This is a genomic window from Reinekea forsetii, assembly GCF_002795845.1.
In the GTDB taxonomy this organism is placed as follows: Bacteria; Pseudomonadota; Gammaproteobacteria; order Pseudomonadales; family Natronospirillaceae; genus Reinekea; species Reinekea forsetii.
In genome coordinates, this window is record NZ_CP011797.1 from 1,447,706 (window position 1) to 1,469,289 (window position 21,584).

Below are 21,584 nucleotides of genomic sequence, written 5' to 3' on the forward strand. Positions count from 1 at the left end.
CAAACTCTATTCCGATCTTCGTTCACCCAGCGTTGGGCTCGCAAGACGCACAAACGCTGCCCTGCTAGTATCTCAACAATCCTCGTACTGCCAGCAATTCCGCTTCGGCGACCTCAACGTGATGGGTCCGTGCAGTCACGGACGCACTGGTGTTCATCGCCTGTTGCAGGCGTTTGTTCGCCTGGTCGAGACGCTTGATGGCATTTACCGGTAAGCCCCCGCTGTTGTGCAGGCCGCCGTCATTGAGCACCGTGCTGATATCGTCCACGTCGCTGATCATAATCAATAGAATACGGTCGATAACCGCATTGGGGGTCGGTTGGTGCGCCAAGGCCAGCAAGGCCCGATCGGCTTGGCGTAGGATCCGGTTGTCGATATTGTCGAGTGCGTTGATTACGCGCAAGAAATTGGCGACCTGGGCGACCTGTACCTCATTAAAGGGAATAGCCATGTCGCTGGCCTGCTGGAACTCAATGGAATTGTAAAATCGAATACTGTCCTCCAAGGTGGCAATCGCATTGTTGTGGAAGAAAGGTGGCGTGTCGGCCGCTTCGATTACACTGGGTGTATTAAAGGTTAGATCGCCGAAATTCTCATTCTCGAAGCCCGGCTGGGCGAGCAGGGTGGTGAAGTCACCGGCAGGATTGGTGCCAAAACCACCATCGACGGGTCGCGGTTCGCCCACCACGGTCACCGTCGGGTCATTCAGCCGGTTTTGTAAAAATTGTTCAATGCCGGTATCGAAATTGCGATTCGCCGGCGTGCTGCCGGTTACATCGGCATTGGCCCCGGCATTGATATGGCAGGCCGCGCAGCTTGTAGTGCCGCCCGCGACGCCATCGCGAAATAACACCTTGCCGGCCTCTGCACCAGCATCTTTGAGGATCAATTCATCGGCGGCACCGGCCAACAAGACCGGATCCTGTTGCCGTCCCAAGTCGAGTAAAAAGGCCGCCAAGGCATCGAGCTCGGCCTGGGTTGGGCTGCGAAAATCGGGATTAGGACCAGCAAAACTGCGCCGCAAGGTGAGCGGGTAGTGTTGCACTATGGCCCCGAGTAAAAAATTTTCTAACCGACCCGTGGCTGGGATGCCATCGATGGTGCCAATGGGCGCGCCATCTCCGGACCAGCCGGTCCGGTCATCGGGCGGGGTGAGACCGTCTGCGGGGGTCAAGATGGACGCGCTCAGGCCAATGTTGTGGGGAATCGAACGCATATTGAAGCGCCTCTCCATATCACCCATGCCATCCTGATTTTCGGTAATTAAACCAAAGGCGCGCATCAGCGCAGGATTTTCAAAGCGCTGCGGCCTGCCTTGGGCATCCAAATTTTCCAGTGCCCCAAACATCAACGCGGGGATGAATTCGGCGACGAAGAGCGGATCGTCGGGAGCCAGGGTGGCAATAAAGTCGGCCGTAAGGGTGAAGTTTTCGGTGGCCGGATGACAGGTGCCGCAGGTCCGGCCATTGCCGGCGAAGGTCTCGTTGAAGAATAAGTCTTCTCCCTGGGTCACTAAATCATCGAATACCGCCGGAAACCCAGTGGCGACCTCGGCGCTTGCCGTGGACAGCAGTTGGCCCAGCCTAAACGGCGGCACAGAGTTAAGTGGATTGGGTAAGTTTGAGAGGTTGGCGAGAGTGAGAAATACGCCACTGAGTAACAAAAGGAACATCTTACCGATAGATCTAAGGTGTTTTTGACTGTTCATGGGATTACCTCATGCGAAGCGAATTGATGAAGTTAAGAGGCCCTGAACCCTATACGGATTACTGCCGAGTCTGGTGTGAAAGGCGGGAGACGCTGAAAGGTTAGAGGGGCAGAAATACGTCCCCGTCAGCTGGTAATGCTATTTCGAGCCGGGGCGAAATGTAAAGAAACTTGACAGTATTAGGCGGGAAAAAGGTCGAATTTTTACGATACAGTGAGCTGGTTGGTAAAACTTGACGGGTGCATTTTTGCTCTCCAGGCGCCACCTGTAGGTAAAATGCTCAAATCTGGAATGGGTCCGATATATAGCCCAGGATTGCCGAACGAGACTTTCTTTTTCGATTTCATCATAGTAATGTACTCAGCCTCAATTTTGTTGACGACTGCAGTAAATGACGGCCCATTTTCGCACCTTAGTCTTTATGTTGATGTTTGGCGTTTTTATGTCGAACAACATCATGGTGCCTGTGCATCAGCTCGGTCATATACAAGACAAACACGAAAGAGCGTCTGTGCACGAGCTCGGTCATATACATGACCATCACGAAATGGCCTCTTTGCATGAGTCCAGTCAGACCCATGACGATCAAGAAACCAGCATAACAAACTGCGAAGCCTTTCACGCCATTCACACCGTCGCTTTACCAAACAATGGTTATGCGGTGTTTGCGCCAAGCCCCTCTCGGTGCATAAATACTCAGCGTGATCGCCACGTTGTGACCTTCACTACCAATCTCGCCACGCCCATCCGCGCACCGCCATTTAAAGCCTAAGCAACAGTTCCGATTAATCGCATCACCCATCGATGACAACAGATCGTAAATGAACTCCTATGGACATCTTTAGGCTGTGTTATTGACGCAGTGTAGTGAGTTGTCAATAGCAAAAAATAGGCTAGAAAATGAAACGACTATTCTTAAGCACGGCCCTCGTTGCCGTTAGTATTAATCCCCTCAATGCGGAAGAAAACCGTCAACACGATGCGCATGAACACGGTGCGGCGATGCTAGGCATGGCACAGCAAGGCAAGTTGATTCAGATGGAGTTAGACTCCCCTGCATTCAATATAGTTGGATTTGAGCACACCCCCAGTAATGCCAACGAAGAAGAAAAGGTTGCCTTAATGCTGGCTCAGCTAAAAATGGGCTCTATGCTCTTTACCTTTCCTGCAGCCGCCAAATGCCAGTTAGTCAACGTCGACATATCCTCAGGCCTGTTCGAAGCGTCACATAGCGATGAGGATGATCATGATAGTGATTCTGACCATTCGGATGATGAAGACGATCATGGCAGCGAGTCCGACCATTCGGATGATGAAGACGATCATGGCAGCGAGTCCGACCATTCAGATGATGAAGATGACCACGAAAATGACCACGAAAATGACCACGAAAATGACTCCGGTCATTCAGATATCGAAGCAAGCTGGACTTATAGCTGCGAGAACCCGCTGCTAGTGCGTAAGGTGGAGTTCCCGCTGTTTTCGTACTTTGAAAACCTTACCGATTTAGACGTAGATTTCATAATGGACGCTGGCCAAGGTTCTATTGAATTGTCACCTGGAAACTCTGTCATTTCATTTTAATTATTAAGAGGCGGGGAGCATAGCTCCCCGAAGTTATTAATGACATCAGCCTATGCTTTTGAACTGTGTGATCTTGCCTTTTCATGGCAAAAGAACACGCCCGCAACGCTCGATATCCCATCGCTGTCGCTACCGCTCGGTAAATCCCTGTTTATTCACGGAGCCAGCGGCAGCGGTAAGAGCACCTTGTTGAATATCCTCAGTGGTGTGCTGGTCGCGCAACGCGGTGAGGTCAAACTACTTGGCCAACCCTTTTCTAGCCTCAGTAATCGTAAACGGGACCGAATTCGATCCGATCACCTAGGCTATATTTTCCAGCAATTTAATTTATTGCCGTATTTATCGGTCCTGGAGAATGTATTGCTGCCGATCAAAATATCCGCACTACGCAGACGTGGACATTCACGTCATTCAATAGCCCTAATTGATGAAGCTAAACACTGGCTCACGCAGTTGAAAGTTCCGGAGAATTTGTTTCAAGAAAAGATTTCTCGCTTGAGCGTTGGTCAACAACAACGTGTTGCAGCAGCCAGAGCATTGATAGGGTCGCCGGAAATAATCATTGCAGACGAGCCGACCTCATCACTCGATCAAAAGAATGTCGATAACTTCATGGCCGTGTTGGTCGATCAGTGCAGCAGTATTGGTAGTTCGCTTGTTTTTGTCAGTCACGACCTGAATTTATTGCCGTACTTTGATACTTCCTTTGCACTGCAAACATCTCCAGCAGGTAGTGACCTATGAATTGGACTCATTTAGCCCTAAAGAGTTTATGGAATCGCAAAACAACAGCTCTGCTGACCTTGCTCATGGTATCGATAAGCGTTTGCCTGTTATTAAGTGTTGACCGCATTCGCAGCGATACCCGAAACAGTTTTTCCAATACGCTATCCGGTTCTGACCTACTCGTGGGTGCTCGCACCGGCAGTTTGAATTTATTGCTCTATTCGGTATTTCGCATGGGCAATGCGACCAATAATATCAGCTGGCTCAGCTATCAAGAATTAAAAAGCCATCCAGACATTGCTTGGACCATTCCAATCTCGCTGGGTGACTCGCATCGCGGTTATCGAGTGATTGGCACCAATGACGATTATTTGCTGCACTACCAATATGGCCGCCAGCGTGCCATCGAAGTGCAACAGGGCGTTTGGTTTAATGATGTCTTCGAAGTGGTTCTGGGGGCCGAAGTTGCCAGCCAGTTAGACTACAATATTGGCGATAACATCGTCGTTGGCCACGGCACGGGCAGTACCTCCTTCGAAAAACATGATGATAGACCGTTCAAGGTGGTAGGCATACTCGTCCCGACGGGCACGCCTGTCGATAAGTCATTGCATATACCGTTGGAAGGTATAACCGCGTTGCATGTCGATTGGCAATCAGGGGTGAAACGGCAAGGTAAGGCTACCAGTGTTGCTGACACCTTAGCGATGGACCTCGAGCCCGAGGCAATCACGGTTTTCTTGCTTGGCATGACGTCCCGGTTAAAGGTGTTTTCGTTTCAACGCTTGGTCAACGATTTCAGTTCAGAGCCCTTGCTCGCGGTCATTCCAGGCGCTGCGTTACAAGAACTTTGGCAGCTCATTGCGATCGCCGAAAATGCTTTGCTAGCGGTTTCGATTATGGTGATTATTACCGGTTTAATTGGCATGGTCACCGTTATTATTGCCACCTTGAACGAGCGACGCCGGGAGATTGCGATCTTCCGCGCCTTAGGCGCGAGGCGCGAAACATTGCTTGGGTTGCTGATGATTGAGTCGGGCTTTTACGGTGTAGTGGGTCTCATTACGGGCTATATCTTGCACACTGTTATGATGTTGTTGGCCAATGCCTATGTGCAATCTCACTATGGCATTGCGCTAACGGTGGGTTGGCCGAATGAAAGCATGATATACATTTTACTCGGTTTTCTGTTGACCGCTACGGTACTCGGTGTTTTGCCCGGCTATCGCGCCTATCGACAATCGCTCAGCGACGGGCTCAGCGCTAACCTTTAAAAATCAACCCTTACTAAGGAAGCAGAATGTTTAAGAAATTGCATAAGTTGAGTGTTGTCACATTGTGTCTTTTGGCAATAACGGCCCTTACTATCGGTGTCGCCGTCGCTAAACAACAGGACTATATTCCGGTCAGTTGGGAGCAACTTATTCCTGCCGACTATGATTTGGAAGCGCTGCAAAATAACCTGATCGAGCAATACGATAGCGAGATTCTGCAAAGTGGCGGTGCCGAAGCCGATGCGCTGTATGCCCAATTACAGTTCTTGCAAGACAATGCACCCGTGACCAAGGAATACAATGAAACGCGGATTAAGATCCCCGGTTTCGTGGTGCCATTGGAGTTTGACGGCGACAAAATAACCCACTTTTTGTTAGTGCCTTACTATGGTGCCTGTATTCACAGCCCGCCACCGCCACCTAATCAGATTGTCTATGTTATTTTGCAGGAGGGTGTGCAGATTGATGACATATACTACCCAGTCTATGTCAACGGGCTGATGCGGGTTGAACGCATGGACTCGGAGCTGGGTGCCGCCGGGTATACCCTGTATGGGGACTCGGTCGAGCCCTACATCTAATCGACTAGAAGGCCAGGGTGAGGGGCATAGAACCTTGCCTGACCACAACCGTTCAAGTTCGAGTCTCGCCCCAATCTGCCAATTCCAGTCACTTGACGTAAACCCAACCTGCCTATTCCATGATTACTGTTGCTAAAAAAGCAACAGAACGCTATTGCTGTAGCGTTGTTCTTAAACATTGTTTGGTCGAGAATGAGATCAACAGGCTGTTTGGGGTATCAACAGCGCACATCAGCGGAGGCAATACCAGATGAGTCAACAAACAATAGGTGTTATAGGCCTGGGCAACATGGGCAACGGTATGTGCCAGACACTGCTGCGTAACGGTTTCAAGGTTTACGGGACCGATCTGGGTGTGGCCCAACAGGCCTCGGCGCGCGCGCTGGGTGTGGCGGTGGTCGAGAGCATTGCCGCCCTGTGCGAGCAGGTCGATGTGATTCTGCTGTCACTTCCGGCGGCTAAGCAGGTGCAAGAGGTGTTGTTGGGTGAACAGGGTGTGCTGAACTGTGCCCAAGCCCATACCCTGGTGATTGATACCTCGACCTCTGAGCCCGATGTCACCCGGTCCCTGGCTAAAAGCCTGGCCGAGCGAGGTCTGGCGCTACTCGATGCACCGGTCAGTGGTGGCCCCGCCGGTGCCGCAGGCGGCACCATGGTAATGCTAGTGGGTGGCGTTGAGGCCGATCTGGTGCGCGCTCAACCCTTTCTCGATGCGCTGAGCTCAAAGGTGGTCCACCTCGGTCCGTCGGGCAACGGTCATGCGGCCAAGCTGATCAATAACCTGCTCTGTGCTGCCCATCTGGTCAGTACCGCCGAAGCCGTCGCGCTCGGGCGCAAGGCGGGGCTGGATCCCGCGGCCTTATTGGACGGCCTAAACGCCGGCTCCGGTCGCAGTGCCATCAGCGAGGTCAATTTTCCGCGCTGGATCCTCAACGAGGGCTTCGATTCTGGCTTTACCATGCAACTGATGCGCAAAGACTTGCGCTTGGCGCTGGAACTGATTGAACAGACTGGCTTGGAGCTGCCCCTAGCCCAATTGGTTGGCGCGCAGTGGGCGGCCAGCGAGGCGACTCTTGCGGATCAGGATGACTTCAACTGCATTGTTAAAACCGTCGCGCCAGGGGATCTGCTATGAGTATTGTGCTGACACACTCTGGCCGCGCAGAAGTAGCGGCCTTGCTGGCCACGTTTTTTACCATCGACGCTGAATTTGGCAGTTGGATTGGCGGTGAACTGGTGCCGGGTACGGGTGCGTCCATCAACCTGATCAATCCCGCGACCGCTGAGGTGTTTTTGACCTATAAGGACGCCGGGGATTCGGTGGTCGAGGCTGCGGCCGAGGCGGCGCTGAAAGCCCAAATTATCTGGTGGGGCCTGGCGGCCAGTGCTCGGGCGCGCCTGATGTGGAGCTGCAGTGTGCAGGTGCGCGCGGCCACGGAACAGCTGGCCCAGCTGGAATCGATCTCGGCCGGCAAGCCGGTGCGCGATTGCCGAGTTGAGGTCACCAAGGTAGCGGAAATGTTTGAATACTACGCCGGCTGGTGCGACAAGCTGACCGGCCAGGTGATTGCCGTGCCGACCAGTCATCTAAACTATACCCGTCACGAACCCTATGGTGTGGTCACCCAGATCACCCCCTGGAACGCCCCGGTCTTTACCGCCGGTTGGCAAATTGCCCCGGCAATCTGTGCCGGCAATGCCGTCATGCTTAAGCCCTCTGAATTGACTCCGCTCACGTCGACGGTGCTGGCCAAGCTCATTGAGGATGCCGGCGTGCCATCCGGTCTGGTCAATGTCATTAATGGCTATGGCCAGACCACCGGTGCGGCGGCGATCGCCCACCGCGCCACGGCCAAGGTGATTTTTGTCGGTTCACCCAAAACCGGTGCGGCCATCGCCGGTGCCGCAGCACTGCGGGTGATCCCTTGCGTGCTCGAACTGGGCGGCAAGTCGGCCAATATTGTCTTCGCCGATGCCGACATCGATCGGGCCGTGGTCGGTGCCCAAGCGGCGGTGTTTGCCGCAGCCGGGCAGAGCTGTGTATCGGGCTCGCGCCTGCTGGTGCAGCGCAGCATCTATAGCCAGGTGGTCGAGCGGGTGGCCAATGCCGCCCGCAAGTTAGAGGTCGGGCTGCCCTGGTCAGAACAGACCTTGATTGGCCCGATCAATAATGAAACCCAGTTTAAGCACGTTGAGTCGCTGGTCGCAGATGGGGTGCGAGCCGGTGCGGTGATTGCGGCCGGCGGCCAACGTGCCCAGGTTGCAGGTGGTCAGAACGGTTATTTTTTCCAACCCACTGTCTTGGCCGATGTCGACAATCGTATGCGCGTCGCCCAGGAAGAAATTTTTGGTCCGGTGCTGTCGGTGATTCCCTTCGATGACGAAGACGACGCCATTGGTATCGCCAATGACAGCCGGTTCGGCCTCGGCGGCGCCGTGTGGACCGCCGATGTGGGCCGGGCCCATCGTCTGGCCGCCCAGGTCAACGCCGGCACCTTTTGGGTTAACTGCTATAAGGCGATCAATGTGATGTCGCCCTTTGGAGGCTTTGGCCAAAGCGGCTATGGCCGCTCCAGTGGCTATGAAGGGCTGCTGGAATACACTCGAACCAAGAGTGTATGGGTCGAGACCGCCCGGGACCCAGCGACACAATTTGGCTATTCGGTCGAATGATCGATCCATGTTTTGCCTGCGTCTGCTGCGAGTTCTTGGGCCGCCCGATCTTGGGGTACTGTGGTTTTTAACTGTGGTTTGTCACTGTGAATTGTCACTGTGAATTGTTACTGCGGTTTGATAGGTTGGTTAGGTTAAGAGTGAGGTTTGAACATGACGGACTACCATAGAGCAGTCGACTTGGCACAACTGTGGCACACCATTCGGGCCGAAGCGACCCGTGACGCGGGCCAATTTCCGCTACTGAGTGATTTTTATCGGCGCAATATTCTCCAGCACGAGAACTTTGGCCAGGCCTTGGCCTATATTTTAGCCGTTAAATTGTCCGATGGTGAGGCGCAAATCGGTCAATGGCACTTGTTAGTACTCGACCTAATGGCGGATCACCCTGATATCGAAATGGCAGCCCTAAAAGACCTGTCCTGTCAGCTGCAAAGCAATGCTTCGGTTAAAGATCACTATACGCCATTGCTGCATTTTGGCGGCTATCAGGCGCTGCAGTCTTACCGCTTGGCTCACGCCTGTTGGCAGCAGGGCGATCGGCCGCTGGCCAGCTATATGCAGGGCCGAGTGGTCACCCTCTACGGCGTCGATATTCATCCGGCGGCGCAGGTCGGCGCGGGTATCTTTATCGACCATGCGGTGGGCATCGTGGTCGGCGAGACGGCGGTGATCGAAGATGATGTCACGATCTTCCAATGCGTCACGCTCGGCGGCACCGGTAAGGGCTCGGGCGACCGTCATCCCAAGGTACGCCAGGGCGCCTTTATCGGCTCCGGCGCACTCATCCTCGGCAATATTGAAATTGGCGCCGGCGCCAAGGTGGGGGCAGGGGCGATTGTGGTTAAATCGGTCGCAGCGCACCAGACGGTTATTGGCAGCGTGGCTCAGGCCCATTCGAACAAATTAGACACCCAGGGGAACACAGCATGAAAAATCATCTCGGTATTGATCATCCATTAGTGGCCGTGCGCGATATGGATAAGGCCTGCCAGGACTTTGCACGCCTGGGGTTTTTTATCAATCCGCGCCATCACCATCCCTGGGGCACCGATAACCATTTGCTGATGTTCCCGGAGAATTTCATCGAGGTCATCAGTGTGTACGACCCCACCAAGCTGGACCTCACCAACGAGAAGGGTTTCGCCTTTGGGCGTTTTATCAGCAATTCCATGGCCCGCCGGGAAGGTATTTCCCTGGTGGCCTTACACAGTGAAGACGCCCGCGCCGACCATCAGCTGATGGCCGAGCGTGGCGTTGATAACCAGGGCATAGTCGACTTCCGCCGAGTGGCTCATCGGCCCGATGGCAGCGAAGAAGAGGCCGTGGTGTCGCTGGTGATGTTGATTAATGAACAGGTCCCGGCTATTTCCCATTTTTTCTGCCATCAGCATAAGCCCCATCTGGTGTGGGTCAAAGAATGGATGACCCATGCCAATGGCGCCAATGGCATTACCGGCGTGAGCTATATTGCGCCGGCACCTGAAGCCTTGGCCGAGCGCTTTATCGGCATCTATGGCGCGAACGCGGTGACGCTTGAAGAGGGCTATTTAACCGTGCACACCGATCGCGGCATATTCGAGGTCCTTTCCCGAGCGAAGGCGCAAGAGCGTTTTGCCGGCGTTGACCTGGCGGTTACCGATGCCCAGTTGCCCTCGGGGGTCGCGATCCGGGTCAGTACCACCTCGCTCGACCAAGCCAAGGCCGTGCTGGTTAAGAACGGCGTCGCCTTTGTGGCCACCGACGATGGCGGCGTGCGCATTCCCGGTCATTATGCCGGCAATACCATTATTGAAATTTACCCCGAGATCTAAGCCGAGTGTTTGCTCAGTTCGCCGGACTGCAGGACGGCGTGGGCAGCTGCTAGACAGACAATTAGCTAATCGTTTAACCTCATCGATCTGAATAGGGTCGTTCTAGGTGCAGTGGAGCTTGATGAAAGACATCAATGAGAAGCGGGTTAAGTATTTATATGAAGCCGTGCAGCAGGGCACCGTTCGGGCCGCGGCCGATAAACTGAATGTTTCGCCTTCCGCGGTCAGCCGGCAGATTGCCCTGCTGGAAGAAGAACTGGCGACGACGCTGATTGAGCGCCATCGCACGGGTGTTACCGTGACCGAAGCCGGCGCTGTGGTGTTGACCTACTATCGTGAATTGCGCTCCCATCAGGAAGAATGCCTGTCTAAACTCAATAGCCTGCACGGGCTGCAAAGCGGTCACATTAACCTAGCCGTGGGCGAAGGGTTTGTCGGTGATCTGATGTCAGACCCCTTGCCCGAATTTAATCGGAGGTTCCCCAACCTGACGCTGTCGGTGACCACGGGTGGCACTAATAAGGTTATGCGGCTGATTGAAGAGGACCAGGCGCACGTTGGCCTGGTCTTTCATCCGCCCAACCAACCAAGCATCCGCACCCAAGTTAAAAAGCGCCAACCCCTCTGTGTAATTGTTGCACCTGGCCATCCCTTATTACTGCTGGGTCGGCCCGTCACCTTGCACGAAGCGCAGGCATACCCCTATGCCCTGCAGGACGGGCAGTTTGGTATCCGTCAGTTATTGGCGATTGTCGAATTTAAGGAACGGATCCGTTTGAGCCCGCAGGTCACCACTAACTCCATCGGGGTGTTGACCCACTTTGTCCGCTCTAAGATGGGGGTGACTTTTTTGCCGGCCTTTGTCGTCGCGCGCGAAGTGGCAGACGGTCAGCTCTTTGCTATTGCCATCGAGCATCCGATCCTCGCCTCGGGTGAGGCCCATATGATTACGCGCTTGGGGCGGCAATTACCGGAAGGTCCTTTGATGTTGCTGCAACACCTAAAGACTTGGATGCGGGCGTTTAAATCGGGCGGGGATTGATTCCTCTCTCGATAAGGCGCTCTATTCACAGCTAGCCCAACACCTAAAGCCCAACCGGTGCCGCATGTTCGCCCGGGTTGTGGTGGTGGGCGATATATTGGCCGATCTTGTCATTAATCTGCGTTATTAAATTGTTCATCGCCTCATCCGCCGCCCATGCTATATGGGGGGTGAGGAGCACATTATCGCGGGCCGCCAATTGCCAGATCAGCTGATCCGCCGCCGGCGGTTCGGTTGCGGCCACATCCAGGCCGGCCCCAGCCAGTTGGCCAGTGCTCAGAGCCGCTAATAGATCGGCTTCATTGACCAGGGCGCCTCGACCGGTGTTAATTAAAATGGCCATCGGTTTCATTAGGGCTAGGGTCGTACTATTGATCAGTTCGTGGGTCTGGTCGGTGAGAGGGCAATGCAGCGACACGAAGTCGCCTTGCGCCAGGGCCGCTTCAAAGGCGCAGTAACCCGGCCGGATCGTCTCGGCGTGCGGCCGTTCAGCGAGCACTACCTGCATGCCAAAGGCGCGCGCGCGGTCGGCCACGGCATTACCCAGCGTGCCGGCACCCACTAGGGTTAATACCTTGCCATCCAGGGTTCGCATCGGGGCGACCAGATCACAGAAGAAATCACTGCGAGCCCACTGTTGTTGCTGATTTGCGGCCATATAGGCGGGCAACTTGCGGCTCAGCGCCAACATCAACAGCAGAGCGTGCTCAGCGACCGATGCGGTGCCATAGCCGGTGGCGTTGACCACGCGGACATTGCCCGCCCGGCAGGCGTCCAAGTCAATGTTGTTGGTGCCGGTGGCGGCTACCGCGATGAATTTCAGCTCGGGCAGGGCGGCTAAGATTGCCTGATCGAGGCAAACCTTGTTGGTTACGACTATATCGGCATCGCGACAGCGCTCTAAGACCTGGTCGGCGCGGGTGTTGTGGTACAGCTGCCAATCGCTGACGCCGACCGGTTGCGCCATAGCGATCTCAGGCGGGAAGCTCCCTCTATCCAAAAAAACGGCTTTCATATGTTCGGCAACAATAGGCTAAATGAGGTGCCATTCTTATACAAATTGGCACCGAGCGCACGGTTGTTTATTACAAACCTTACTAATGAAGGAGGGCAAGTGCGGTCTAATCGGGTGTGCGCAGCATAGGCCCTTGCTGCGCAGCTGGGGCCCTATCTTGGGCCGCTTGACAAGTGACACCTGTGGTCATAATGTATATATGTGTCTATTTCAAAGGATTCTTGATATGACCCATATCGATCTATTGACCCCTCAGGTGGCTCACGACGCCAAGGTCCAGGCAGCCTGGAAAGCCCTGCCGGCGTTGGCCGAACGGTTTCACTTTAGCGAGGCGGAGATGCGCGTGCTGATGGGCGATATGCCCCGGGCGACCTATCGAAAGGGTGTTGCACTGCAGTCGACCCGATTAAACCGTGACCAGCTCGACCGGGTGAGTTACTTACTGGGTATCATGAAGGCGCTGAGACTGCTCTATGTCGACTCATTGCAGGCCTATAGCTGGATCGATCGAGCCAACAGCTTGCCGCCCTTCAATGGCATGACCCCGCGACAATATCTATTAGACGGCAGTTTGCGTCATCTGTCCGATACCCGGAGGATGCTCGATGCCTGGCGCGGTTGAGAACGTGGTGCTCGAGGCACCCCTGTATCGCATGGTGCCGAGCCGATTTCCCCCAGTGAACCTGTTCGAGTGGGCCACCGGACCGGAGTTTGAGGCCTTGGCGGCGCTGGAATCGGACACCAACGATCGGCTCTTGAATGAGGCCGGTGCTTTAGCTCTGGTGCCAATGGGTGAGCGAATATTTGGCCCCGGCTCGACCCCGGTTATGGCGGCCTTCACCCATATAGGCCATGACAATCGCTTCAATGATGCCACTCGGGGCGCCTATTACGCGGCGCTAACAAAAAGCACCGCCATCGCGGAAACCCGCTTCCATCGCCAACGCTTTATGTCCGCGTCTAACGACCCCGCCGGCACGGTGCAAATGCGTTGTTATAGCAATCGCCTGGCGCCAAAAACGGCATTGGAGTCCTTGTTTGCGTCTGACTTCGCCGGCTTCTTCGACACCTCAACCCAGTATGCGGCCAGTCAGGCCTATGCGGCGCAGCGGCGCAACGGCGGTGCGGCGGGTTTCTATTATCCCAGTGTGCGCGATGCTGGGGGGCAGTGTGTGGTCGCGTTTCGACCTAATGCCCTAACTCACACGGTGCAGTGCGGTCATTACGAGTACTGTTGGAACGGACATGAAATAGAGCAGGTGTTCGAGCTGGTGAGCCAAAGATTATCTTAGCGTCGCATGCCTGGCGATTGTCGGGTTTGAAACAGCCACGTTGGCCAGATCTGGGCTTATCTCTGCCGGGTTGCATGGGAGACCCGAAGGCCCCTTGCCGAGGCAAGGAGACCTGCGCTGTGTGGCTATTTTAAGGCGGAATTGATCACTTGCAGGTGTTCAACCAGCTCGATGCCGGCATCGGTCAAATAACCGCCGTCTTCGGCGTCGGTAAAGCCTTTCTCGAACAGTCGTTTGGCTGCGGCGACGGTATCGAGTGCCGCTTCATGATTGATTTTGATGCCGCTCATTAGGCTGTCGGTGGGGTATTGCAGTAAAAGATTCATTTCTGTATGCATATTAGCCGTTATGGTCATAGAGTTGTCCCTTTGTGTTTTTATGTTGGGCCTATCCGCAGTCTAGGCTGCTTCAGAACGCTCAGCCAGTCAACCTAATATTAATTTATCCTGCATTGCGGGGATCGGATGGGGATAACGGGTTGAGGGATTTAACTTGCTGTTAAGCCAACAGGCCCAGTGCCGTCAGCAGGTGGGGCGGCACTGGGCCGCTGAGCTTGGCCAGGGTTTGCTAGAGCACGTAGGTTTGCATGGCGTGCGCCGGACACAGGCCGGGCAGAGTGCGACCGCGCAAGCGGATATGGCAGGGCCGGTCTTGATCGCTGTCATTCATCACCACCAAGGTGATTTGGCCATCGGGTCGGCTAAAGGCCACCGTCAACAGGCTATCGGTCGCACTGGCTGAGAGGATGCGCACACTGCCATGGGGAATGAACCTCGGCGACAGGTGCTGCAGATAGTAAAACGACGGCTGAATAACAAACTGATCGCCCTCTGGCGTGCTGAGCATCGGCGCAGAGCACAGGTTGCCGACGTGGTTTGGGCCGCCCTGATTATCCAACAGCAGATTCCAGTCCAACCAGCCTCGCGTCCAGTGGCGGAAATCATTGATGATCGACCGACCATAGCGCTCCGCTACGGCCCATTCGCCATGGTGTGGGCCACCTTCCTGGCAGCCTTCGGTGAAAATCAAATGCTTGTCCGGAAAGGCATCGTGCACCGCCTGGACATTGTCAAAACAGTCGTCCATATACCAGTGGAAACCACTGCCCCAAACATATTGCGCGGCAATCGGATCGGATAGGATCACGCTGGCACGCAAATAGAGATTGTCCCGATTGTGATCCCAGCAGACCACGCGGATATCGGCCAGGCCGGCTGCATGAAGTGCCGGGCCGAGATACGCGCCAATAAAATCACGTTCCTGTTCTGGGCTATAGAGGCAGGAATCCCAAGTCTGGGTCGCTTCCGGTTCATTTTGTACCGACAGGCCCCAAATATCGAAGTCGAGCGCCTGCAACGCTTGAATAAACTGCACATAATGGCTGGCCCATTGCGCCTGAAATTCGGGCTTTAACTCACCGCCTAGGTTCATTTGGCCATTGGTTTTCATATAGGCCGGTGGGCTCCAAGGCGACACCATAAGCCGGATCTTCGCCCCAAGCATGGCCTGAGCATCTCGAATCATTGGCAGAATGGCGCGTTCATAGTGTGCAATCGAGAAGGCGCCCTCGGGGGTATCCTGGCAGGCCCAGTTACCCAGAGCGAAATCGCAGCTGTTTAGGTGAATTCGGCAGAAGTTATAGGCGCTGCCCTGGTCTGGATGGAAGTAGGCGGTCATGAATTCGAGCTTGGCCGTTGGCGTCAGCGCCTGATAATTCAGTGCCGCTGCCTCGGTAAAGGCGCCGCCCAGGCCGATGTGTTGTTGATAGTGAACCTCTGGATTGAGGCTGATAGCAGGTGTCGCGAGGCCCTGCGACTGCCAGTCTGGCAACGCGACTTCGGTGAGCCGGGGGTGTCGGCCTAGGCTGGTTTCAAAACAAGACATCGGGATTTCCTCATGGGTTATTTAATGATTGACGTGAGCATCTTAGCTGGTTATCTTTCTCTGTGAAAGCGCTTACATTAAGCATTTTCATCGACTGCCATTTTTTTTGGGTTGCCATGAAACCGCTTCCATTGCGGTGCTAGGGCAACACTAAATCGAGTCACTCGGTCGTCTTAGCACTTTCTAAGAGACAAAAATAACAACAAAGGGGATCCACATGAAAAAGTTGAGTTCAATCCTGGCCATTTCGGCCTTGGCGGCAGGCGTCGTTGTGCAGGCGAATGCTGCAACTATGCAAAAACAGGGCGGTACCCTCACGGTGCCTATTATCGCGACCACCTTTGTTGACGATTTCAATCCCTACTCCAATGCCCAGATCGATATGGTGCGCGGCACCATGTTTGAGCCATTGTGGGCTTTCAACGTATTGAAAGGTGAAATCAACTGGCGTTTAGCCGAGAGTTTCACCTATGCCGACGATCTGATGTCGCTGCAAATCAATATGAAAAAGGGTCTGACCTGGTCAGATGGTGAAGTTCTCGATGCCAGCGATGTCGTTTATTCGCTCAACTTGGGCAGCGAAGACGCCAAGCTTGATAACACCGGCCAATGGGGCAGCGGCGTGATCAAGTCCGTCGTGGCCACCGACGCCAACACGGTGTTAATCAGCTTTAATCGCAAAGACACCACGGTTGACTGGTACTTGCCGAGTCTGTTCGTTGTACCGCAACACATCTGGCAGTCGGTTGAAGACAAGATCACCTTTAAAAACAGCAAGCCAGTCGGTTCAGGTCCGATCACCGAAGTGACTCAGGTACGCGACAACCAGATCGAAATTTGTCGTAACCCGCATTACTACAAGGCCGATCAGGGCTTACCCTTCCTAGATTGCATCAAGTTCCGCCAGTACTCGGATAACTCCCAGATACAGCCGGCCTTGATTAACGACGAAATCGATTGGGGTTCCAACTTCATCGCCGATATCGAAAAAACCTACGTCGAAAAGAATCCTGAAACACACGGTTTCTGGTATCCAGCAAACGATCTGATCAACGTGTACTTGAATACTCGTGAGCAGCCGTTTAGCGATATCAACTTCCGTAAGGCCTTTTCTATGGCGTTGGATCGTCCAACCATTGTCGATCTGGCCGCCTACGGCTACCCAACTGCCGAGTCGCGCGTTACAGGCATTGGTGAGTTTTTCAAAGCCAGCTTTAACAAGAAGGTCGACAAGAAATTCGACGGCATCGCCTCCTACGATCCAAAGGGTGCGAAGAAGATGTTGAAGAAGGCCGGTTACCAAGATATAGATGGTGATGGCTTCTTAGAGAATCCAGACGGCAGCAAGATCGACTTCGATATTCAAGTCGTAAATGGCTGGACCGATTGGGTACAGACCGTACAGATGATCACCGAATACCTGGCTGAAGTCGGCATCAAGGCCAACACTAAGACAGTCGATTGGTCTATCTATGACCTAGCGTTGAAAGAAGGCACGTACAAAGCATCAATCAACTGGTCAGCTACCGGTGTCGATCCGATTGCCGCATACCGAGAGTACTTCCTGTCATCTCGTATCGGTCAGTCTTGGCACACCAACCACGGTGTTTCGTCACCGGCTATCGATGCGTTGATCACCGAATACGGTCAGATCAGTGATGCCGACCGTCGTGCAGACATCTTGGCGGATCTGATGACCTTCACCGGTGAAAATCTGCCCTTTATCCCGGTCTTCTCCAACCCGACCTGGTACCAGTATAACTCGACCCGCATCGCCGGTTGGGCCAACGCTGATGACCCATATGTTCAGCCCGTATTCTATGATGAATCACGTAAGCTGATCATGTTTGAACGGTTGTATGCTAAGTAAGACGTTTGAACGGTTTTAGGTTAGGTAAGCAAGTAAGTACGTTTGGGCGGGCACACGGGGTGTGCGCGCTTTAACCTGATGGAGCCCGCAATGGGCTCCAGTGACTGTGAGGTTTGATTCATGGGATTCATCTTAAGGCGACTGGCCTTCTATTTGGCCGCCATCTTCGTCGCTATTTCCTTCAATTTTATAATGCCCAGACTGATGCCGGGTAACCCGGTCGATGCACTCTTTGCCAGTGCGATGGGAAAGATGCCACCGGAGACGCTGGCCGCCTACAAGGAGATGCTTGGTTTTGTCGACGGGCCTTTGTGGAAACAATATTTTGTCTATATTAAAAGTGTTTTAACTTGGGATCTCGGTCCTACGATTATGTTATATCCGGTGCAGGTAACAGATGTGCTGGCCGCCAAGGTGCCCTGGACAGTCGGGTTAGCCGGGCTTTCAACGTTGATCGCGGTGTTTATTGGCATCATTATCGGCACCTATGCTTCCTACAATCGAGGCAAGTTTGTCGATTCCTTTATGCCCACTTTTTGGGCCTTTGTCGGCGCCATGCCGCAGGCTGTGACCGCGTTGTTTATCTTTTTTCTCTTTGCTCTCACGCTGCGTTGGTTCCCGCTGTCTTATGGCGCCAATCCGGATTTAGATCCGGCCTTTAGTTGGACCTATATCAGCAGTATTTTGCACCACGGGGTGTTACCGCTGGTGTCGATGGTGCTCGGAGGCATTGGCGCTTGGATCTTCAATATGCGTAACGCCATGATCAACGTGCTTGGGGAAGATTTTATTACCATGGCCAAAGCCAAGGGCCTCAGTTCACGCCGGATCATGACCCACTATGCGGCGCGCAACGCTATTTTGCCGGTGGTTACCGGTATCTCCATGCAAATTGGTTTTGTGATGGCCGGGGCCATCTTTATTGAAACCGTCTTTAACTATCCGGGCCTGGGTCTGTTGATGTTTAAATCCCTTGAGTCGCGCGATTATCCGACCATGCAGGCTTGTCTGTTATTGATCGTGGTGTTTGTACTCATCGCTAATTTCATTGCCGACCTACTGTATCTGTGGCTCGATCCACGCTTACGTAACTAGGAGTCGTCCGTGACTGAATCCGCACACCAACCGCCTGCACTCGCGGCGGTTCAATCGAATAGGTTTGGCCTCGTTATGAAAAAATATTTAACCGCGATTGCCCGTTTTTACCGCGGCAACCCGACCGCCATTATGGGTACCTTTATCGTGGGTAGTCTGATTATTATGAGCCTGGCGGCGCCCTTGATTGCCCAAAACGAGCCCACTAAGAGAGTGGCGCGTGGCCATCAGCCGCCCAGCATGGAACTGCTCTTCGGTTCGACCCGTTCGGGCAAGGATGTCTTCAGCCAGGTCCTGCACGGTGGCCGAATTTCGCTAACAGTAGCCTTCGGCGCGGCGGCCTTGACCACCGTGATCGCGGTGCTCGTTGGCATCAGTGCCGGCTATTTTGGCGGCAAGGTCGATGAAATTTTGATGTCGGTTACCAACATCGTCTTGGTTTTTCCGCAGTTACCGCTGTTAATTATCTTGGCCGCCTTTTTGGGCCAGGTGGGGCCTCTGATTATCGCGGTAATAATTGGTTCGACTTCCTGGGCGTGGGGCGCGCGGATTATCCGCAGTCAAACCATGGCTATCCGCAATAAGGAGTTCATCACCTCAGCCGAGGTTATGGGCGAAAGCAAGGCTCGCATTGTCTTGGTGGAGATTTTACCGAACCTGATCAGTATCGTGGTCGGTGGTTTTGTCGGCACCAGTATCTATGCCCTGATGGCCGAAGCCGGCTTGGAATTCCTCGGCCTAGGCGATCCGACTGTGATTACCTGGGGCACCATGCTCTATTGGGCGCAGTCCAACTCGGCTTTTATCGTCGGTGCTTGGTGGGACATGGTTGTACCCGGTATGGCCATTGCGATTATGGGCGGCGGCTTAGCATTGTTGAATATGTCGATCGATCAAATCTCCAATCCAAAGTTAAAAACCGGCGCCTACATTAAAATTTGGCGCAAGCAGAAGGCGCAAATGATAGCCCGGAGGGCACGATCATGATCAGGACCGACAAACCCCTATTGTCGATTCGCAAGGTCTGCGTCGACTATGTCACCGAGCACGGCAACGCCCGCGCGGTGAACGAGGTGTCGTTCGATATCTATCCGGGCGAAACAGTTGGCCTAGCCGGTGAAAGCGGTTGCGGCAAGAGCACCTTGGCCTTTGCCATTGCCAACTTGCACGAAGCGCCGGCGCTGATATCCGAAGGTGAAATTCTCTTCGAAGGGCGCGATATTCTAAAGATGTCGAGCACCCAATTGCGCGACTTTCGCTGGAATGAAACCAGTATGGTGTTTCAGAGTGCGATGAATTCACTCAATCCGGTGTTGAAAATCAGCGAGCAAATTATCGATGTGATTCTCGCGCACAAAAAGGTCAGCAAAGAAGAGGCCTGGACCCGCGGTGCCGAGCTCTTATCGACGGTCGGTATTCACCCAAGCCGAATGGATTCTTACCCGCACCAGCTCAGCGGGGGTATGCGGCAACGGGTGGTGATCGCTATTGCCTTGGCCCTTCGTCCGAAATTGATTGTCATGGATGAGCCGACCACGGCGCTCGATGTGGTCGTTGAGCGCGACATTATGGATGAGCTGTTTGAACTCAAAGAGAAATTTGGTTTTGCCATTCTCTTTATCAGCCATGATTTAGGTTTGATGGGCGAGATCGCCGATCGGATCGGCATCATGTATGCCGGGAAGCTGGTGGAAATGGCCGATGCCGCGCAAATATTAGAGCAACCCCAACATCCCTACACCCGTGGTCTAGTGGGTTCGTTCCCGACCATTCACGGGCCTAGAGTGCGCCTCGAGGGCATACCCGGCAATCCCCTCAATCTATTGGAAACGCCAGAGGGTTGCTACTTCCAGGCTCGCTGCAGTGATTGCATCGATAAGTGCCTGACGCAACAACCGAAATTGACCCAATCAGCGCAGGCAGGTGAGCGCGATCGCCTCGTTGCCTGCCACGTCGCGACAGATTTGGAGGTGCCCGCATGACCGAGGTGATGATCGACAAGTCCGCCCCTGAGACCGGACATGTGGAAAAGGCCAGTATCTACGTTGAGGATCTGGTGATCGATTTTCCAACCGACAGTGCGATCTTTAGGCGGCGTTATATGCGTGCCGTCAATCAGGTTAGCTTCGTACTCAAGGCCGGCGAAGCCTTGGCCGTGGTCGGTGAATCCGGTAGTGGCAAGAGCACCTGCGCACGCGCTTTGTGTCGGCTGTATAAGCCGACCAGCGGTAAGATCTGGCTGCAAGATGTCGATGTGAATGAGCAACAACACCAGCTCAGTCAGCGTGATTACGCCAAAGAAGTGCAGATGATTTTTCAAGATCCGTTCGGGTCGTTAAATCCGGTACACACCATCCGTCATCATCTCAGTCGACCGCTCAGAATTCACCATCCGGAGTTGGACGATGAGCAGATTGAGCAACGCACCATCGAAATCATCAGTCGTGTTGGTTTGTCGCCGGCGCAGCAAACCGCCGATAAATACCCGCATGAACTCAGTGGTGGCCAACGCCAGCGAGTTGCCATCGCGCGCGCGCTCGCCGTTGGGGCGAAATTTATTCTTGCCGACGAGCCGATCTCGATGCTCGATGTCTCGATCCGTTTGGGTATTTTGAACCTGATGGAGGATATGAAAAAAGACGGTATTGGCTTCTTATACATTACCCATGATATCGCCACGGCGCGTTATTTTGCCGAGCGTACCGCGGTGATGTATGTCGGTCATATGGTCGAATGGGGCAATAGTGACTCGGTCACCCAAAACCCCCAGCATCCCTATACCAAGTTGCTGATTTCGGCCATTCCGGAGCCGGGCATTCGCAAAGACCGCAAAGAAATGGCGCGTAAAGCCGATATTCCTCTGTGGACGCCGACCAGTGTGGGCTGTCCCTTTGCCGAACGCTGCCTGAGCGCGACTGAGCAATGCAAAACCACCATGCCGGCTGTGACTCAGTTGGCCGAAGATCATTTTGTCCGATGTTTCCTATTCGAATAAGTCCTGTCCCCCGGTAATCAACATACCGGGG

21 protein-coding genes are annotated in these 21,584 nt (G+C 54.0%); 17 read left to right on the forward strand and 4 right to left on the reverse strand.

The window, feature by feature from the left end; translation table 11 throughout:
- Positions 1-64: 64 nt before the first annotated feature.
- Complete coding sequence (locus tag REIFOR_RS06725; protein WP_145980247.1) at positions 65-1,708, reverse strand: hypothetical protein; 1,644 nt, start codon at positions 1,706-1,708, stop codon at positions 65-67.
- Positions 1,709-2,099: 391 nt separating this feature from the next.
- Between REIFOR_RS06725 and REIFOR_RS06730 the strand changes: the two genes are divergently transcribed.
- The 10 genes from REIFOR_RS06730 to REIFOR_RS06775 all read left to right on the forward strand — a co-directional run bounded on the left by REIFOR_RS06730 (position 2,100) and on the right by REIFOR_RS06775 (position 11,402).
- Positions 2,100-2,480 (forward strand): hypothetical protein, encoded by a 381-nt coding sequence (locus tag REIFOR_RS06730; RefSeq protein WP_100256830.1) that lies wholly within the window; start codon positions 2,100-2,102, stop codon positions 2,478-2,480.
- A 128-nt stretch (positions 2,481-2,608) separates the two neighbouring features.
- Complete coding sequence (locus tag REIFOR_RS06735; protein WP_100256831.1) at positions 2,609-3,292, forward strand: DUF2796 domain-containing protein; 684 nt, start codon at positions 2,609-2,611, stop codon at positions 3,290-3,292.
- Positions 3,293-3,331: 39 nt separating this feature from the next.
- Positions 3,332-4,036 (forward strand): ABC transporter ATP-binding protein, encoded by a 705-nt coding sequence (locus tag REIFOR_RS06740; RefSeq protein ID WP_100256832.1) that lies wholly within the window; start codon positions 3,332-3,334, stop codon positions 4,034-4,036.
- Complete coding sequence (locus tag REIFOR_RS06745; RefSeq protein WP_100256833.1) at positions 4,033-5,292, forward strand: ABC transporter permease; 1,260 nt, start codon at positions 4,033-4,035, stop codon at positions 5,290-5,292. Before REIFOR_RS06740 ends, REIFOR_RS06745 begins: the two co-directional genes overlap by 4 nt.
- A 26-nt stretch (positions 5,293-5,318) precedes the next feature.
- Positions 5,319-5,873, forward strand: coding sequence for a DUF3299 domain-containing protein (locus tag REIFOR_RS06750; protein ID WP_100256834.1), 555 nt, complete (start codon positions 5,319-5,321; stop codon positions 5,871-5,873).
- Positions 5,874-6,090: 217 nt separating this feature from the next.
- A complete protein-coding gene (locus REIFOR_RS06755) occupies positions 6,091-7,008 on the forward strand; it encodes an NAD(P)-dependent oxidoreductase (protein ID WP_227003821.1) in 918 nt (305 codons plus the stop codon).
- The gene (locus REIFOR_RS06760; protein WP_100256836.1) at positions 7,005-8,546 is read left to right on the forward strand and encodes an aldehyde dehydrogenase family protein; all 1,542 of its coding nucleotides are present in this window, start codon (positions 7,005-7,007) and stop codon (positions 8,544-8,546) included. Before REIFOR_RS06755 ends, REIFOR_RS06760 begins: the two co-directional genes overlap by 4 nt.
- Before the next feature lie 153 nt (positions 8,547-8,699).
- On the forward strand, positions 8,700-9,479 hold the full coding sequence (gene epsC, locus REIFOR_RS06765; RefSeq protein ID WP_100256837.1) for a serine O-acetyltransferase EpsC: 780 nt from the start codon (positions 8,700-8,702) through the stop codon (positions 9,477-9,479).
- Positions 9,476-10,360 carry a VOC family protein gene (locus tag REIFOR_RS06770; protein WP_100256838.1) on the forward strand — a complete coding sequence of 295 codons (885 nt, stop codon included), beginning with the start codon at positions 9,476-9,478 and terminating at the stop codon, positions 10,358-10,360. The genes epsC and REIFOR_RS06770 overlap by 4 nt, the downstream gene beginning before the upstream one ends.
- A 121-nt stretch (positions 10,361-10,481) precedes the next feature.
- Positions 10,482-11,402, forward strand: coding sequence for a LysR family transcriptional regulator (locus tag REIFOR_RS06775; protein ID WP_100256839.1), 921 nt, complete (start codon positions 10,482-10,484; stop codon positions 11,400-11,402).
- Positions 11,403-11,445: 43 nt separating this feature from the next.
- Here the strand turns inward: REIFOR_RS06775 and REIFOR_RS06780 are convergent, their stop codons facing one another.
- A complete protein-coding gene (locus tag REIFOR_RS06780) occupies positions 11,446-12,369 on the reverse strand; it encodes a D-2-hydroxyacid dehydrogenase (protein WP_158524312.1) in 924 nt (307 codons plus the stop codon).
- A gap of 274 nt (positions 12,370-12,643) precedes the next feature.
- On the opposite strand from REIFOR_RS06780, the gene REIFOR_RS06785 reads away from it, so the two are divergent.
- Both REIFOR_RS06785 and REIFOR_RS06790 read left to right on the forward strand, forming a co-directional pair.
- The gene (locus REIFOR_RS06785) at positions 12,644-13,039 is read left to right on the forward strand and encodes an antitoxin Xre-like helix-turn-helix domain-containing protein (protein ID WP_100256841.1); all 396 of its coding nucleotides are present in this window, start codon (positions 12,644-12,646) and stop codon (positions 13,037-13,039) included.
- Positions 13,023-13,709: an RES family NAD+ phosphorylase gene (locus tag REIFOR_RS06790; protein ID WP_100256842.1), complete on the forward strand. Its 687-nt coding sequence runs from the start codon at positions 13,023-13,025 to the stop codon at positions 13,707-13,709. The genes REIFOR_RS06785 and REIFOR_RS06790 overlap by 17 nt, the downstream gene beginning before the upstream one ends.
- A 125-nt stretch (positions 13,710-13,834) precedes the next feature.
- Here REIFOR_RS06790 and REIFOR_RS06795 read toward each other — a convergent pair whose 3' ends face one another.
- Together REIFOR_RS06795 and REIFOR_RS06800 are read right to left on the reverse strand one after the other, a co-directional pair.
- Positions 13,835-14,065 carry a TIGR02647 family protein gene (locus REIFOR_RS06795; protein WP_100256843.1) on the reverse strand — a complete coding sequence of 77 codons (231 nt, stop codon included), beginning with the start codon at positions 14,063-14,065 and terminating at the stop codon, positions 13,835-13,837.
- 211 nt (positions 14,066-14,276) lie between these two features.
- The gene (locus REIFOR_RS06800) at positions 14,277-15,593 is read right to left on the reverse strand and encodes a glycoside hydrolase family 30 protein (protein ID WP_100256844.1); all 1,317 of its coding nucleotides are present in this window, start codon (positions 15,591-15,593) and stop codon (positions 14,277-14,279) included.
- Positions 15,594-15,810: 217 nt separating this feature from the next.
- Between REIFOR_RS06800 and REIFOR_RS06805 the strand changes: the two genes are divergently transcribed.
- From REIFOR_RS06805 to REIFOR_RS06825, 5 genes are all read left to right on the forward strand, one after another.
- The gene (locus REIFOR_RS06805) at positions 15,811-17,463 is read left to right on the forward strand and encodes an ABC transporter substrate-binding protein (RefSeq protein ID WP_100256845.1); all 1,653 of its coding nucleotides are present in this window, start codon (positions 15,811-15,813) and stop codon (positions 17,461-17,463) included.
- A gap of 120 nt (positions 17,464-17,583) precedes the next feature.
- Positions 17,584-18,558 (forward strand): ABC transporter permease, encoded by a 975-nt coding sequence (locus REIFOR_RS06810; RefSeq protein WP_100256846.1) that lies wholly within the window; start codon positions 17,584-17,586, stop codon positions 18,556-18,558.
- Between the two features lie 75 nt (positions 18,559-18,633).
- The gene (locus REIFOR_RS06815; protein WP_100256847.1) at positions 18,634-19,545 is read left to right on the forward strand and encodes an ABC transporter permease; all 912 of its coding nucleotides are present in this window, start codon (positions 18,634-18,636) and stop codon (positions 19,543-19,545) included.
- A complete protein-coding gene (locus REIFOR_RS06820; RefSeq protein ID WP_100256848.1) occupies positions 19,542-20,540 on the forward strand; it encodes an ABC transporter ATP-binding protein in 999 nt (332 codons plus the stop codon). The genes REIFOR_RS06815 and REIFOR_RS06820 overlap by 4 nt, the downstream gene beginning before the upstream one ends.
- Positions 20,537-21,553 carry an ABC transporter ATP-binding protein gene (locus tag REIFOR_RS06825; RefSeq protein ID WP_227003785.1) on the forward strand — a complete coding sequence of 339 codons (1,017 nt, stop codon included), beginning with the start codon at positions 20,537-20,539 and terminating at the stop codon, positions 21,551-21,553. Before REIFOR_RS06820 ends, REIFOR_RS06825 begins: the two co-directional genes overlap by 4 nt.
- Positions 21,554-21,584: the final 31 nt, after the last annotated feature.

Coding starts and splice junctions, on each gene's coding strand:
- REIFOR_RS06725 (WP_145980247.1), bottom strand. CDS start 1,708: ATGAACAGTCAAAAACACCTTAGATCTATCGGTAAGATGTTCCTTTTG.
- REIFOR_RS06730 (WP_100256830.1), top strand. CDS start 2,100: ATGACGGCCCATTTTCGCACCTTAGTCTTTATGTTGATGTTTGGCGTT.
- REIFOR_RS06735 (WP_100256831.1), top strand. CDS start 2,609: ATGAAACGACTATTCTTAAGCACGGCCCTCGTTGCCGTTAGTATTAAT.
- REIFOR_RS06740 (WP_100256832.1), top strand. CDS start 3,332: ATGACATCAGCCTATGCTTTTGAACTGTGTGATCTTGCCTTTTCATGG.
- REIFOR_RS06745 (WP_100256833.1), top strand. CDS start 4,033: ATGAATTGGACTCATTTAGCCCTAAAGAGTTTATGGAATCGCAAAACA.
- REIFOR_RS06750 (WP_100256834.1), top strand. CDS start 5,319: ATGTTTAAGAAATTGCATAAGTTGAGTGTTGTCACATTGTGTCTTTTG.
- REIFOR_RS06760 (WP_100256836.1), top strand. CDS start 7,005: ATGAGTATTGTGCTGACACACTCTGGCCGCGCAGAAGTAGCGGCCTTG.
- epsC (WP_100256837.1), top strand. CDS start 8,700: ATGACGGACTACCATAGAGCAGTCGACTTGGCACAACTGTGGCACACC.
- REIFOR_RS06770 (WP_100256838.1), top strand. CDS start 9,476: ATGAAAAATCATCTCGGTATTGATCATCCATTAGTGGCCGTGCGCGAT.
- REIFOR_RS06775 (WP_100256839.1), top strand. CDS start 10,482: ATGAAAGACATCAATGAGAAGCGGGTTAAGTATTTATATGAAGCCGTG.
- REIFOR_RS06780 (WP_158524312.1), bottom strand. CDS start 12,369: ATGGCGCAACCGGTCGGCGTCAGCGATTGGCAGCTGTACCACAACACC.
- REIFOR_RS06785 (WP_100256841.1), top strand. CDS start 12,644: ATGACCCATATCGATCTATTGACCCCTCAGGTGGCTCACGACGCCAAG.
- REIFOR_RS06790 (WP_100256842.1), top strand. CDS start 13,023: ATGCCTGGCGCGGTTGAGAACGTGGTGCTCGAGGCACCCCTGTATCGC.
- REIFOR_RS06795 (WP_100256843.1), bottom strand. CDS start 14,065: ATGACCATAACGGCTAATATGCATACAGAAATGAATCTTTTACTGCAA.
- REIFOR_RS06800 (WP_100256844.1), bottom strand. CDS start 15,593: ATGTCTTGTTTTGAAACCAGCCTAGGCCGACACCCCCGGCTCACCGAA.
- REIFOR_RS06805 (WP_100256845.1), top strand. CDS start 15,811: ATGAAAAAGTTGAGTTCAATCCTGGCCATTTCGGCCTTGGCGGCAGGC.
- REIFOR_RS06810 (WP_100256846.1), top strand. CDS start 17,584: ATGGGATTCATCTTAAGGCGACTGGCCTTCTATTTGGCCGCCATCTTC.
- REIFOR_RS06815 (WP_100256847.1), top strand. CDS start 18,634: ATGAAAAAATATTTAACCGCGATTGCCCGTTTTTACCGCGGCAACCCG.
- REIFOR_RS06820 (WP_100256848.1), top strand. CDS start 19,542: ATGATCAGGACCGACAAACCCCTATTGTCGATTCGCAAGGTCTGCGTC.
- REIFOR_RS06825 (WP_227003785.1), top strand. CDS start 20,537: ATGACCGAGGTGATGATCGACAAGTCCGCCCCTGAGACCGGACATGTG.